The following is a 14280-nucleotide window of genomic DNA, read 5'->3' as shown; positions in this document are numbered from 1 at the left end:
GAACTCAGCCTGGGAGACGATCATGACGGACAAGCCGACGCCGCTGGCGCATGGCGAGATCGACGTTCTTATCCTGCAGGCGTTGGTGCGCAAGCTGATCGCGAAAGGCGTGCTGACGCCGGACGACGTCCGCTCGATGCTGTTCGAGGCTGCCAAGAATCTCGATCTGGTCGGCAGCGAGCTGACGACGGAAGCCGCCAACATCATCGTGCAGGAAGATCTGGCGCCGGCATTCCTTGGCGGCTAGGTTTTCTCTCGCGACAAGCGCGAAGCGTGCGCGCGAAGATCATGCTCAAACAAAGAGGCGTCAGGTCTGGCCACTGCGGGTGGAGACCAGCCGGATCCGGGTGACCTGACCGGCATTGCCGGCGAGATAGGCTTGTGCGTCGCGCACCAGCCGCTCCACGGCGGCCGCATCATAGCTCGGATGACGGGTGTTCAGATGCAGGTCGGTCTCGACCTGCATGACGTTTGTCGTGTCCGCGGCGCCGATCTCGACGGAGAACGACACCAGCGAAATATGCGGGCTCTTGAAGGCCATGTTTTGATCTCCCCTCATCGCGTGGTGCGCGGCGTGCATCGGTGCGGCGGGCGTAATCTATCTCAAGCAGCCGAATCATGCTCGGCGGTTTGCATAGCAGCTGGCCGCGCCCTGTCGAGCTCCTCGATCATGCCGCGGGCGATCTCGCGCTCGCCCATGATCACGATGTTGGCGCCAAGTGCCTTGAGATGATCGACCTCGGCGTCGGAATGCGCACGGGCGATGATCTGGATATCGGCATTCGCGGCGCGCGCCTGCTCGACGATCTGGCCCGCCTCGAAGGCTTCGGGAATCGCGATGACCAGCGATCGCGCGGCGGCCGGATTGGTCGCGCGCAGCACGCTGGCGCGCGCGGCGTTGCCCATCAGGGCTTCGATGCCCCGCTCCTTGAGCTTGGCGACCATGTCGTCGGACGCCTCGACCGCGAGGAACGGCGCGCTGCGTTGATGCAGCGCATCGCCGACGATGCTGCCGACCCGGCCGTAGCCGACCAGGATGGTGTGATCCTGCAATTCGGTGACCGGGATTGGTTCAGAAGCTGCGGCGGTTGGCGAGGAAGCCTGCGGCTTCTCGAGCCGCGACGTCAGCCAGTCGACGACCGCGAACACCAGCGGGTTGAGCATGATCGAGACGATCGCGCCCGCCAGGATCAGGTCGCGGCCGCCCTTCGGCAGCAGATTGAGCGCAACGCCGAGCTCGGCCAGGATGAAGGAGAATTCGCCGATCTGGGCGAGGCTCGCCGAGATCATCAGGGCAGTCGCCATCGGATGACGGAACAGCACGACGATCAGAAGGGCGGCGAGCGACTTGCCGACCACGATGACGAACAGCGTCGCTGCGAACGGCCAGGGCTCGCGGACCACGCTGAGTGGATCGAACAGCATGCCGACGGAGACGAAGAACAGCACCGCGAACGCATCGCGCAGCGGCAGTGTTTCCTGGGCCGCGCGCTGGCTGAGCGGCGATTCCCGCAGCATCATTCCGGCGAAGAAGGCGCCGAGCGCCAGCGAGACGCCGAACAGCTTGGTGGCGCCGAACGCGATGCAGAGCGCGATCGCGAGCACGGTCAGCCGGAACAGCTCGCGCGAGCCGGTATGCGCGATGTAGTGCAGGACCCACGGGATCAGCCGGCGCCCGACCACCAGCATCAGCGCGATGAACACGGCGATCTTGATCAGCGTCAGCACCAGCACGCCGGTCAACCCGAGACCGAGACGGGCGGCGAGCGGGTCGGAGGTGAACGCTGCCCCATCGCCGCCCTGCAAGCTCGCCACCGCCGGGAACAGCACCAGCGCGAGCACCATGGCGAGGTCTTCGACGATCAGCCAGCCGACCGCGATCTTGCCGCGTTCGGTGTCCATCAGGCGACGCTCCTGCAGCGCGCGCAACAGCACGACGGTACTTGCGACCGACAGCGCGAGGCCGAACACCAGACCGGCGCCGACGGTCCAGCCCATCAACAGCGCAAGGCCGAGGCCCATCAATGTGGCGACCGCAATCTGCGCGATCGCGCCGGGCACCGCGATCGCGCGCACCGACAACAGATCGTTCAGCGAGAAATGCAGGCCGACGCCGAACATCAGGAGAATGATACCGATCTCCGCGAGCTCGGTTGCCAGCGCCTGATCGGCAACGAAGCCGGGCGTGAAGGGGCCGACGGCCACGCCGGCGAGCAGATAACCGACCAGTGGCGGAACCCGAAAGCGCTGGGCGATGGTTCCGAAGACGAAGGCTAGTCCGAGACCCGCGACGACGGTCGCGATCAGAGGTGTGTCATGCGGCATTTCGCCTTGTCGCACAGCATCCCTGGCGGTGCACCGCGACCATTTGAGGCGCGGCATTCCGCGCGAAACTGTGATCTATTGCTCATGTCATGAGCATATGATCTCATGTCCGGATGGATCCGCGGCTTCCCGAGACCGACCTCGTCATCTTCGACTGCGACGGCGTGCTCGTCGACAGCGAGGAATTGAGCTGCCGCTGCCTTGCCGAGGCGATGGTGCAGGCCGGCATCGAGATGAGCACCGAACGGGCGCTCGAACTCTTCCTCGGCCGCAGCACCGCGGCCCTGGTCGACTACTGCCGGGGCGTGGGAAAGCCGTTGCCCGAGACGTTTCTGCCTGACCTGGCGCTGCGGGTCCGTGAGACCTTCCGCTCCCGGCTGAGGCCGATCGCCGGCATCGCGGCGGTGCTCAGGGAATTGCGGCTGCCATATTGCGTCGCCTCGTCGAGCGATCTCGAGCGGGTGAAGTTTTCGCTGGAGCTGACCGGCCTCGCCGTCAGCTTCGGACCGCGGCTCTACACCGCGCAGATGGTCAAGCACGGCAAGCCGGCGCCGGATCTGTTCTTGCATGCGGCAAGCGCGATGCGCGCCGCGCCGCGCCGCACGCTCGTGATCGAGGACAGCGTCAGCGGGGTGATGGCCGCGAAGGCGGCCGGCATGAAAGTGTGGGGATTTGTCGGCGGCGCCCACTATCGGTTGGCGGATGGCAGTGCTCTGCTGCGGCAGGCCGGGGCGGATCGAATCTTCGCCGCGATGACGGATTTCTGGATGGAAGGTTGACGCAAGACGATGGCTGCGCCCGACAACGAAAAGTCTCGCCTCGACGATGCGGCGCGCGCCGGCTGGCTGTATTTCATCGCAGGCCACACCCAGGACGAAATCGCCAAAATGCTGCAGGTGTCGCGCGCCTCCGCGCAGCGCCTGGTGTCGCTGTGCCTGGCCGAGCGGCTGATCACGTTTCGTCTCGAACATCCCATCGCGGCCTGCATGGAGCTGGCGTCCCGGCTGAAGGCGCGGTTCGATCTGGTGCATTGCGACGTCGTGCCGACCGATCCGGCGGCGCCGCTGTCGAATGCGGGGATCGCCGAGCGTAGCGCCAATCTGCTGGAGACGACGCTGCGCGCGGAGACCCCGGTGATCGTCGCGCTCGGCACCGGCCGCGCGGTGCGCGCCGCGGTCGAGCGGGTCTCGCCGATCGAGCGACCCGATCACCAGATCGTCTCGCTGGTCGGCAACATCTCCGCCGACGGCTCGGCGAGCTTCTACGACACGGTGGGGCGGCTCGCCGACCGCACCGGTGCGCGCCATTACCCGATGCCGCTGCCGTTCCTGATGTCGAGCGAGGACGAGCGCAACCGCATGGTGCGCATCGACCCGATCGCGCGGGTGAGGGCGGTCGCCGCCAAGGCCGATCTGCGGCTGATCGGCATCGGCCAGATGGACCAGAAGGCCCAGGTCCATGTCGACGGCTTCGTCACCCGCGAGGAGCTGCTCGAGATGATGCGGCTCGGCGCGGTCGGCGAGGTGACGGGCTGGGCCTATGATGCCAAGGGCAAACTGATCAAGGGCGGCACCAACAAGCGGCTGACCAGCATTCCGCCGCAGATCCCCGCGGAAGCGACCACGATCGCCGCGGCCGTCGGCGCCGCCAAGGTGCCGTCGATCAAGGCCGCACTGGCGGGCCGGGTGATCAACGGCCTCATCACCGATGAGGCCACCGCGCGCGCGGTACTCGATCGGTAATTGCTGCGAGATTCGGTCAAACCTAGCGTCATTGGCGCTGTGTTACCTCTCCCGCTTGCGGGAGAGGTAAACCTTCAGTGCCGCTCCAGCTCAATCCAACTCCAGTCAGCCGCTCCCTTCGCTTCCGCAAAAACTCCCTTCCAGGCTGTGGTGGAACCCGCAATCGCGCGGGATGGCGCTCCCGCGCGCTTGACAAAATTTGGCGACAGAGTGAACATACGCTCAACACGTGGGCATATGCTCAGCGTGACATAAGGGAGGTCACCTTGAAAAACGTCCTTTGCGCCGTAGCGGGCGCGGCTGCTGTTTTGATCTCTGCCCCCTCGATCGCCCAGACCACGCTGACGGTGGCGACCGTCAACAATGGCGACATGATCCGCATGCAAGGGCTCACCAGCGAATTCACCGCGAAGAATCCCGATATCACCGTGAAATGGGTGACGCTCGAGGAGAACGTGCTGCGCCAGCGCGTGACCACCGACATCGCCACCAAGGGCGGCCAGTTCGACGTGCTCACCATCGGCACCTATGAGGTGCCGATCTGGGCCAAGAAGAACTGGCTGGTGCCGCTCGACAAGCTTGGCGCCGATTACGACGTCGGCGACCTCTTGCCCAAGATCAAGGATGCGGTCTCGGTCGACGGTAAGCTCTATGCCGCGCCGTTCTACGGCGAGAGCTCGATGGTGATGTATCGCACCGACCTGTTCGACAAGGCCGGCCTGAAGATGCCGGAGAGCCCGACCTGGGACTTCGTGGTCGACGCCGCCAAGAAGCTGACCGACAAGTCCGCCGGCGTTTACGGCATCTGCCTGCGCGGCAAAGCCGGCTGGGGCGAGAACATGGCGTTCCTGACCGCGATGGCCAATTCCTATGGCGCGCGCTGGTTCGACGAGAAGTGGGAGCCGCAATTCAATTCACCGGAATGGAAGAAGACGCTCACGACCTATGTCGACCTGATGAAGCAGGCCGGCCCTCCCGGCGCCTCTTCCAACGGCTTCAACGAGAACCTCGCGCTGTTCAACGCCGGCAAATGCGCGATGTGGATCGACGCCACGGTGGCGGCGTCGTTCGTGACCAACCCGAAGGACTCCAGGGTCGCCGACAAGGTCGGCTTCGCGCTGGCGCCGAACACCGGGCTCGGCAAGAACGCCAACTGGCTGTGGGCGTGGAGTCTCGCGATCCCCGCCGGCTCGAAGAAGGTTGACGCGGCCGAGAAGTTCATCGCCTGGGCGACCGGCAAGGATTACACCAAGCTCGTCGCGTCGAAGGAAGGCTGGGCCAACGTGCCGCCGGGCACGCGCAGCTCGCTGTACAAGAACCCCGACTATCTGAAGGTCGCCCCCTTCGCCAAGCTGACGCTGGCCTCGATCGATGCCGCCGATCCGAACAAGCCGACGGTGAAGCCGGTGCCTTACGTCGGCGTGCAATACGCGGCGATCCCTGAATTCCAGGGCATCGGCACCCAGGTCGGCCAGCAGTTCTCGGCCGCGCTCTCGGGCTCGACCTCCGTCGATGCGGCGCTCACCGCCGCGCAGACCGCGACCGAGCGCGAAATGAAGCGCGCCGGCTATATCAAGTGAGCATGATCCGGACCCGGAGGGCCGCGTTAGCGCAAAGCGTAAAGCGGTTTTCCGAAAAGATCATGCTCAAGACAAAGAGCGCAACCCGATAGCCAGGGCGTGCCAAACGCCCTGGCCGCCCGACCAGCTTAGACCTCCCGAGCTGGGTACTTGCGACCATCCTGTCCCGCAGCGGGATGGTCGCTCCTTTCCTTGAGAAGGAGGCGGGGATGGCGACCCAGCAGACCCAACTGCTCGCACGCACGCTGCTCACGCCCGCGGTGGCGCTGCTGTTCATCTGGATGATCGTGCCGCTGGCGCTCACGATCTATTTCGCGACCCTGCACTACAATCTGCTCGATCCCGGCTCCGAATCGTTCGTTGGCCTGGAGAATTTCCGCTACTTCCTGACCGATCCCGCATTCCTCGCCTCGCTGCAGAACACCCTGGTGCTGGTCGGCTCGGTGCTCGCGATCACGATCATCCTCGGCGTGCCGCTGGCGCTGCTGCTCGACCAGCAGGTGGTCGGGCTCTCGATCGTCCGCCTGATGGTGATCGCGCCGTTCTTCGTGATGCCGACGGTGAGCGCGCTGGTCTGGAAGAACCTGCTGATGCATCCGGTGTCGGGCCTGTTCGCCTGGATCGCGCATCTGTTCGGGCTGCCGGCGATCGACTGGTTCAACGACGCGCCGCTGTTCTCGGTGATCCTGATCATCTCCTGGCAATGGCTGCCGTTCGCGACCCTGATCCTGCTCACCGCGCTGCAATCGCTCGACGAGGAGCAGAAGGAGGCGGCCGAAATGGACGGCGCGCGCGCGATCTCGACCTTCATCTACATCACGCTGCCGCATCTGGCGCGCCCGATCACCGTGGTGATCCTGATCGAGACCATCTTCCTGCTCACGGTGTTCGCGGAGATCTTCGTCACGACCGGCGGCGGCCCCGGCCTGCAGACCACCAACATCGCCTTCCTGATCTATTCGCAGGCGCTGATCCAGTACGACGTCGGCAGCGCCTCGGCGGGCGGCCTGGTCGCGGTGGTGCTCGCCAACATCGTCGCCTTCTTCCTCGTTCGTATCGTCGGCCGGAATCTGGAGGCGTAACGTCATGGCGCGGATGGTCACGACACGGCGCAAGGTGATCTCGACGATGGCGGCCTGGCTGGTCGGCTTCCTGATCTTCTTCCCGATCCTCTGGATGGTGCTGGCGAGCTTCAAGACCGAGCTCGAGGCGTTCGCGATCCCGCCCTCGTTCCTGTTCTTCCACTGGACCACCGAGAACTACGCCACGGTGCAGGAGCGCAGCGACTATTTCCACCATGCGCTCAACTCGATCATCATCGCCGGCGGCTCGACCTTGATCGCGATGCTGATCGCGATCCCGGCAGCGTGGTCGATGGCGTTCTCGCCGACCAAGCGGACCAAGGACGTGCTGCTCTGGATGCTCTCGACCAAGATGATGCCGCCGGTCGGCGTGCTGGTGCCGATCTATCTGATCTACCGCACCTTCGGCCTGCTCGACACCCGCTCCGGTCTGGTCTTCATCCTGTGCCTCGGCAATCTGCCGATCGTGATCTGGATGCTGTTCACCTATTTCAAGGAGATCCCGAAGGACATCCTCGAGGCGGCGCGGATGGACGGCGCCACGATCGGGCGCGACCTGATCTACGTGCTGACGCCGATGGCGGTGCCGGGGCTGGCCTCGACGTTGCTGCTCAATCTGATCCTGGCGTGGAACGAGGCGTTCTGGACCCTCAATCTGTCGACCCTCGAGGCCGCGCCGCTTACCGTGTTCATCGCGTCCTATTCCAGCCCGGAAGGATTGTTCTGGGCGAAATTGTCGGCGGCGTCGACGCTCGCGATCGCGCCCATTCTCGTGCTCGGCTGGTTCAGTCAGCGGCAGCTTGTCCGCGGCCTGACCTTCGGCGCGGTCAAGTAGCAGAAAGGCTTGTCCCATGGGTCAGATTACGCTGCAGGGTGTGCAAAAATCGTTCGGGCCGGTTCACATCATCAAGGGCGCCGATCTCGACATCGCCGACGGCTCCTTCGTCGTCTTCGTCGGCCCGTCCGGCTGCGGCAAGACCACGCTGCTGCGATTGATCGCCGGGCTCGAGGACGTCACCGGCGGTGCCATCCTGATCGACGGGCGCAATGTGGTCGATGTGCCGCCGGCCAAGCGCGGGCTGTCGATGGTGTTCCAGTCCTACGCGCTCTATCCGCACATGAGCGTGCGCGGCAACATCGCGTTCGGCCTGAAAATGGCCGGGATCGCCAAGGACGAGATTAACCGCAAGGTCGAGGCGGCCGCGGCGACGCTCAACCTGACACCCTATCTCGATCGCAAGCCGCGCGAGCTGTCCGGCGGCCAGCGCCAGCGTGTCGCGATCGGGCGCGCCATCGTGCGCGAGCCGAAGGCGTTCCTGTTCGACGAGCCGCTGTCGAACCTCGACGCCGCGCTGCGGGTGCAGATGCGGCTCGAGGTGACGCGGTTGCAGAAGCAGCTCGGCACCACGGCGATCTACGTCACCCACGACCAGGTCGAGGCCATGACCATGGCAGACAGGATCGTGGTGCTGAACGGCGGCAAGATCGAGCAATATGGCTCGCCGCTCGAGCTCTATGAGAGGCCGGCCAACCTCTTCGTCGCCGGCTTCATCGGTTCGCCGAAGATGAATTTCGTCACCGGTGAGATCGCGAAGCAGCAGGGCGCCGCGACCATCGGGGTAAGGCCCGAGCATTTGAGGGTCGAGCGCGACGGGCAGGGCGGCTGGCACGGCACCGTCTCGGTCGCCGAGCATCTCGGCAGCGACACCTTCCTCTATGTCGACGCCGGACCGCAGGGAATGCTGACCGCGCGCTATGTCGGCGAGCTTGATCTGCATCCCGGCGACCGGGTGTCCCTGATCCCGGATCCGGCGCGCATCCACCGTTTCGACGACGGCGGAAAATCGATTCACGCATAGAGCATGATCCGGACCCGGAGGGCCGCGTTAGCGCAAAGTGTGAGCGGTTTTCCGAACAGATCATGCTCAAAAAGAAGCTAAGGAAGAAGAAATGTATCTCGAAAAATTCAGGCTCGGCGGCAAGACCGCCATCATCACCGGCGCCGGTCAGGGCATCGGGCTCGCCTGCGCCGAAGCGCTCGCCGAAGCCGGCGCCAAGGTCATCATCGGCGACCGCGACGCCAAGGTCGCCAATGACGCGTTAGCTGCGCTGAAGGCCAAGGGCTTCGACGCCGACATCGCGCTGATGGACGTGACGGATTCCGGCCGCGTCGCCGCGGTCGCCGACGAGCTGGTGCGCAAGTACGGCACGGTCGACATCCTCGTCAACAATGCCGGCATCGCGCGCAGCGAGACGCCGGCGGAAACGGTGACCGACGAGCACTGGCTCAACGTCATCGACGTCAACCTGAACGGCACCTTCTGGTGCTGCCGCGCCTTCGGCAATCACATGCTGAAGGCGAAGTCCGGTGCCATCGTCAATGTCGGCTCGATGTCCGGCTTCATTGTCAACAAGCCGCAGGAACAGTGCTTCTACAACGCCTCCAAGGCCGCGGTGCATCACCTGACGAAATCGCTCGCGGCCGAATGGGGCGCGCGCGGGGTTCGCGTCAACGCCGTGGCGCCGACCTATATCGAGACGCCGCTGAACGCCTTCGTGAAGAACAGCCCCAAAATGTACGACGCCTGGATCGGCGGAACCCCGATGGCGCGGATGGGGCAGGTCGACGAGATCGCCTCCGTCGTCTTGTTCCTGGCCTCCGACGCCGCGAGCCTGATGACCGGAAGCATCGTTCTGGTCGATGGCGGCTACACTTGCTGGTAGGCTTGCGCCGGGCGATCATGCTCAACAGCAGATAGAGCGGTCATGCGGCAAGCCTATATCGGGGTGGACGTCGGAAGCACCAGCGCCCGGGCGGGCGTATTCGACGAGACCGGGAAGCTTTTGGGGTCGGCCCGGCACCCGATCCGGGTCTGGCACGAGCCCGGCGACATCGTCGAACAATCGTCCGACGACATCTGGGCGGCCTGTGTTGCCTCGGTGCGCCATGCGATGCGGGAGGCTGCGGTTGCCGCCGAGCGTGTCAAAGGCATCGGCTTTGACGCCACCTGTTCGCTGGTCGTGCTCGACAGGGCGGGCCGGCCGCTCACCGTCAGCCCGTCCGGCGATCCCGCGCGCAATGTCGTGGTCTGGATGGATCACCGAGCGATGGACGAAACCGAATTCGTCAACGCGACCGGCGACAAGGTGCTGCGCTATGTCGGCGGCGCCATCTCGCCGGAGATGGAGGTCCCGAAGATTCTCTGGCTGAAGCGGCATCTGCCCGCGACCTACGAGGCTGCCGGGCACTTCTTCGATCTTGCCGACTATCTGTCGTTCCGCGCCACCGGCTCGCAGGCGCGCTCGACCTGCACTGTTACCTGCAAATGGACCTATGTCGCCGGCGAGGGGGGCTGGAGCGATTCCTTTTTCAGGCGGGTCAGCCTCGAGGCGCTCGCGGCCGACCGCTTTGGGCGGATCGGCAGCGAGATCGTGCCGCCCGGCTCGCCGCTCGGCCGCGGGCTGTCCGAGGATGCCGCGCGCGATCTCGGCCTGGTGCCGGGAATCGCGGTCGGTGCCTCCTTGATCGATGCGCATGCCGGCGGCGTCGGCGCGATCGGCGGCCGCGATGGCTCCGGCGCCGAGGTCGATGTCTGCCAACGGCTCGCCTACATCATGGGAACGTCGGCGTGCATCATGGCGACGACGGTCGATCCCTGCTTCGTGCCCGGCGTCTGGGGGCCGTATTTCGAAGGCATGGTGCCGGGCTTCTGGCTGAACGAGGGCGGCCAATCGGCGGCGGGCGCTGCGATCGATCACCTGCTCAAGTCGCATCCGGCGCATGCCGAGGTTGTGCTCGCGGCGAAGCGCGACGGCGTCGACGTCATCGAGTACATCGAGAAGCGGATCCTGGCGCGCAGCGGCCATGCCGGTGCCGCGGCGTTGCTTGCGCGCGACGTTCACGTTTTGCCGGAATTTCTCGGCAACCGTTCGCCCTATGCCGATCCCGGCTCGCGCGCGGCGATCGCGGGGCTCGATCTCGACACCGACGTGTCAGCGCTGGAGCGGCTGTTCATTGCCGGCCTGTGCGGGCTTGCCTATGGCCTTGCCGACGTCATCGACGCCTTGCAGGCGCATGGCGTCAGCGGCAAGACCATCGTGATCGGCGGTGGCGCGAGCCGCAGCCCCCTGGTGCGCCAGATCATGGCCGACACCACGGGCTACACCGTGGCGCTGCCGCAGACCGAGGAGCCGGTGCTGCTCGGCGCCGCGATGCTGGGCGCGGTCGCCAGCGGTGCGCACAACTCGATCAATGCGGCGATGGCCGGCATGTCGGCGCTCGGACGGTTGAGCGAGCCGACCAGGCCGGAGCTTGCCGATTTCCACCGCAGGAAGCGTCGCGTGCACAAAATGCTGCGAGAGCTGGACCGCGACAGCCGCGAGGCGATGAGGCGGGCGCCCGGCGAAGCGCCGACGTAAGGTTTGTCCCATGCTGCTGAGTTGCGGAGATGCGCTGATCGATTTCCTGCCGTCGAAGACGGCGGATGGACGCGAGGCCCTGACGCCCGCGGTCGGCGGCTCCTGCCTCAACATCGCGATAGGCAGCGCGCGGCTCGATGTTCCGACCGGCTTTGTCGGCGGCATCTCGACCGACACCTTCGGCAGGATGATCGCCGATCATGCCGCAGAGTCCGGCGTTGATCTTAGCCGCGCCACGCGCAGCAATCGCCAGGCCACGCTGGCCTTTGCGCGCGTCACCGGCACCGAGACGCAATACGCCTTCTACGACGCCGACACCGCATCGCGGAACTGGACCTATCGGCGCGATGCGGTCGCGCTTGACGGCGTCACCTGCGTGCATACCGGCTCGACCACGCTGGTCCCTGACAAGGGTGCGGCGGAGACGCTGGCCTTGATCGAGGATGCGCGGCCGAACGTGACGATCTCGCTCGATCCGAACTGCCGGCCGAATCTCGTCAGGGACAAGGACGCCTATCGCGCGCGCATGCTGGCGTTCTGCGACAAGGCCGACATCGTGAAAATGTCCGACGTCGACTTCGCCTATCTGTTCGGTGACGAGGCCCATGCTGCGAGGGCCGAGGCGCTGCTGTCGGGCGGCGCATCGCTTGTCGTCATCACGCGCGGCAATGATGGCGCCTGCGCCTGGCATCGCAAGACCGGACCGATCGCGGCCGAAGCGCCGGTGGTGAACGTCGTCGATACGATCGGTGCCGGCGACAGCTTTCAGGCCGCGCTGCTCGCCGCGTTGCATCGGTTGGGCCGGATCGCGCGACCGCGGCTGCGCGACGTCTCTGCGGCCGAGCTGACCCGTGCGCTGTCCTTTGCTTGCAAATGCGCCGCCTTCACCTGCACGCGGCCCGGCGCCGATCCGCCGCGGAGCCGGGAATTGCCGGCCGACTATTGGTAGGCCATGCACTGCCTCAGCCGGCGCGGCGTCTCGCGCGATGCCGTCGCTTGACGCCTAGTCTCATTTTGCGTGCTGCGCCTGCGAAGGCAAATCTGCCCGGCGATGCGTGAAGGTGTACGAAGCACCCGATATCGTTCGGATTTGATGCCAACCCGCGATCGCTGCATTTCGGTCGCGCGAACGCATGCCGTTCTCGCTTCGCATTGAGCGCATCGGTTGTCTTTGTGAAAGGCCGCGCTAACATGCAACCCATCCATCGATACCTGTCGTCGTCCTTTTTTGATCGTCTATTGCAGCGCAACCAGGCCACGCAGCGGGTTGCGCGCTCGCCAGGGCAACCGGGCCTCGAAGGGAAGTAGCAGCCACCCATCCCTAATATTGCAACCAAGAAATAACGGGGGAAGACATGTATGTGAGAGGGATTGCGGCATTCGCCGCCGCGCTCGGCGTTGGCCTGTTGTCGGGCGCTGCCATCGCGCAGGAAGTCAAGCAGGAGAAGCAGTCGGTCCTCGGCAACGCCAATGTGTCTCCGGTGACCCAGGAGCAGCTCAACGCCGCCGACAAGAACACCAGGGATTTCCTGCTCACCAACGGCAACTACGCCCAGACGCGATTCTATCCGGGCAAGCAGATCAGCCGGGACAATGTGAAGGACCTGCACGTCGCATGGATCTTCCAGACCGACGTCAAGGAATCGCTTGAGACATCACCGATCGTCGTCGACGGCGTGATGTTCGTCACGACGTCGTTCAGCCATGTCTATGCACTCGACGCCAAGACCGGTCAGCAGCTCTGGCACTATGCCCACAAGATGGGTCCGATTACGGTTTATTGCTGCGGTCCCAACAATCGCGGCGTGCAGGTGCTCGGCGACCGAGTCTATCTGGCGACGCTCGATTCCAAGCTGATGGCACTGAATGCCAAGACCGGCGAGGTGGTCTGGACCACCAACATCGCCGATCCCGAGCTCGGCTACAGCGAGACGATGGCGCCGACCGTGGTGAAGGACAAGGTCCTGATCGGAACCAACGGCGGCGAATACGGCATCCGCGGCTTCGTGCGCGCCTACGACGCCAAGACCGGCAAGCAGCTCTGGAATTTCCACACCATTCCGGAGAATTCCGTTGGTGTCTGGGCGACCAAGGATGCCACCGGCCGCGACATGCATCGCAATATCCAGGCCGAGAAGGACATGCTCGCCAAGATCGGCGATCCCTATGCCAAGCTCGGTGGCGGCGTGTGGCAGAACCCGTCGGTCGATCTCGCGACCAACCGGATCTACTTCGTCGTCGGCAACCCGTCGCCCGACCTCGACGGCTCGAACCGGCCCGGCGACAACCTCTACACCAACTCGCTGGTCTCGCTCGATCTCGACACCGGCAAGTATGTCTGCCACTTCCAGTACATCGCCCATGACGTCTGGGACCTCGACGCGGTCAGCCCGACGGTGCTGGTCAACGTCAAGGACAAGAGCGGCAAGACGATTCCCGGCGTCATTCATGCCGGCAAGACCGGGCACATCTATGTGCACGATCGCAAGGACTGCAGCCTGATCCGCTTCTCCGAGGCGATGGTGCCGCAGGAGAACATGTGGGTGCTGCCGACCAAGGAAGGCGCGCGCATGCTGCCCGGCGCCAATGGCGGCGTCGAATGGTCGCCGATCGCGACCGATCCGGGACAGGAACTGGCCTACGCCATCAACCTGCACCAGCCGATGACCTACCACGTCGAGAGCTCGGCCTATCCCAACGGCAAGCTGTGGCTGGGCGGCGCCTTCAAGGTGATCCCGGGCGAGAAGCAGGCGGGCAACATCACCGCAGTGAACTACAACAGCGGCAAGATCAAATGGCAGGTCAACACGCCCGAGCCGATGATCGGCGGCATCCTCGCCACCGCCGGCGGCCTGGTCTTCACCGGTGAAGGCAACGGCAAGTTCGCGGCCTACAATTCGTCGAACGGCAAGGAGCTGTGGAGCTTCCGGGCCGGCGCCGGTGTCAACGCGCCGCCGTCGAGCTACATGGTCGGCGGCAAGCAATATGTGGTGGTCGGCGCGGGCGGTAACACCCAGCTCGACTACAAGCGTGGCAACAACATCATCGCCTTCACGCTCGACTGAGCCCGGGCCTGATGCGTCAGCACGCGTGCGAACATTGACGGCGAGGCGGGACCGGTTCGGTCCCGCT

13 protein-coding genes are annotated in these 14280 nt (G+C 65.1%); 11 read left to right on the top strand and 2 right to left on the bottom strand.

What is annotated here, in order from left to right:
• Positions 1 to 22 precede the first annotated feature (22 nt).
• Positions 23 to 247, top strand: coding sequence for a hypothetical protein (locus E2I15_RS22985; protein WP_016843345.1), 225 nt, complete (start codon positions 23 to 25; stop codon positions 245 to 247).
• Between the two features lie 60 nt (positions 248 to 307).
• Here E2I15_RS22985 and E2I15_RS22980 read toward each other — a convergent pair whose 3' ends face one another.
• Both E2I15_RS22980 and ybaL read right to left on the bottom strand, forming a co-directional pair.
• The gene (locus E2I15_RS22980) at positions 308 to 541 is read right to left on the bottom strand and encodes a hypothetical protein (RefSeq protein WP_137478008.1); all 234 of its coding nucleotides are present in this window, start codon (positions 539 to 541) and stop codon (positions 308 to 310) included.
• A gap of 62 nt (positions 542 to 603) precedes the next feature.
• Positions 604 to 2325 carry a YbaL family putative K(+) efflux transporter gene (gene ybaL, locus E2I15_RS22975; RefSeq protein ID WP_137478007.1) on the bottom strand — a complete coding sequence of 574 codons (1722 nt, stop codon included), beginning with the start codon at positions 2323 to 2325 and terminating at the stop codon, positions 604 to 606.
• A 113-nt stretch (positions 2326 to 2438) separates the two neighbouring features.
• Between ybaL and E2I15_RS22970 the strand changes: the two genes are divergently transcribed.
• From E2I15_RS22970 to E2I15_RS22925, 10 genes are all read left to right on the top strand, one after another.
• Entirely contained in the window at positions 2439 to 3104 is a 666-nt protein-coding gene (locus E2I15_RS22970; protein WP_137478006.1) for an HAD family hydrolase, read from the top strand.
• 9 nt (positions 3105 to 3113) lie between these two features.
• Positions 3114 to 4067 (top strand): sugar-binding transcriptional regulator, encoded by a 954-nt coding sequence (locus E2I15_RS22965; RefSeq protein WP_137478005.1) that lies wholly within the window; start codon positions 3114 to 3116, stop codon positions 4065 to 4067.
• A gap of 266 nt (positions 4068 to 4333) precedes the next feature.
• Positions 4334 to 5647 carry an ABC transporter substrate-binding protein gene (locus E2I15_RS22960; protein WP_137478004.1) on the top strand — a complete coding sequence of 438 codons (1314 nt, stop codon included), beginning with the start codon at positions 4334 to 4336 and terminating at the stop codon, positions 5645 to 5647.
• A gap of 209 nt (positions 5648 to 5856) precedes the next feature.
• On the top strand, positions 5857 to 6729 hold the full coding sequence (locus tag E2I15_RS22955) for a carbohydrate ABC transporter permease (RefSeq protein ID WP_069279506.1): 873 nt from the start codon (positions 5857 to 5859) through the stop codon (positions 6727 to 6729).
• Positions 6730 to 6733: 4 nt separating this feature from the next.
• Positions 6734 to 7564 (top strand): carbohydrate ABC transporter permease, encoded by an 831-nt coding sequence (locus tag E2I15_RS22950; RefSeq protein ID WP_137478002.1) that lies wholly within the window; start codon positions 6734 to 6736, stop codon positions 7562 to 7564.
• Between the two features lie 16 nt (positions 7565 to 7580).
• Entirely contained in the window at positions 7581 to 8588 is a 1008-nt protein-coding gene (locus E2I15_RS22945) for an ABC transporter ATP-binding protein (RefSeq protein ID WP_137478001.1), read from the top strand.
• Positions 8589 to 8679: 91 nt separating this feature from the next.
• Positions 8680 to 9453 (top strand): SDR family NAD(P)-dependent oxidoreductase, encoded by a 774-nt coding sequence (locus E2I15_RS22940; RefSeq protein WP_137478000.1) that lies wholly within the window; start codon positions 8680 to 8682, stop codon positions 9451 to 9453.
• Between the two features lie 42 nt (positions 9454 to 9495).
• The gene (locus tag E2I15_RS22935; RefSeq protein WP_137477999.1) at positions 9496 to 11148 is read left to right on the top strand and encodes an FGGY-family carbohydrate kinase; all 1653 of its coding nucleotides are present in this window, start codon (positions 9496 to 9498) and stop codon (positions 11146 to 11148) included.
• A gap of 10 nt (positions 11149 to 11158) precedes the next feature.
• Complete coding sequence (locus E2I15_RS22930) at positions 11159 to 12097, top strand: carbohydrate kinase family protein (protein ID WP_137477998.1); 939 nt, start codon at positions 11159 to 11161, stop codon at positions 12095 to 12097.
• A gap of 406 nt (positions 12098 to 12503) precedes the next feature.
• Complete coding sequence (locus E2I15_RS22925; protein ID WP_137477997.1) at positions 12504 to 14213, top strand: pyrroloquinoline quinone-dependent dehydrogenase; 1710 nt, start codon at positions 12504 to 12506, stop codon at positions 14211 to 14213.
• Positions 14214 to 14280: the final 67 nt, after the last annotated feature.

It is taken from the genome of Bradyrhizobium sp. BR2003, assembly GCF_009720285.1.
Taxonomy (GTDB): domain Bacteria; phylum Pseudomonadota; class Alphaproteobacteria; order Rhizobiales; family Xanthobacteraceae; genus Bradyrhizobium; species Bradyrhizobium elkanii.
Note: the sequence above shows the minus strand (reverse complement) of the source record. Positions and strands in the feature narration are given on the sequence as shown.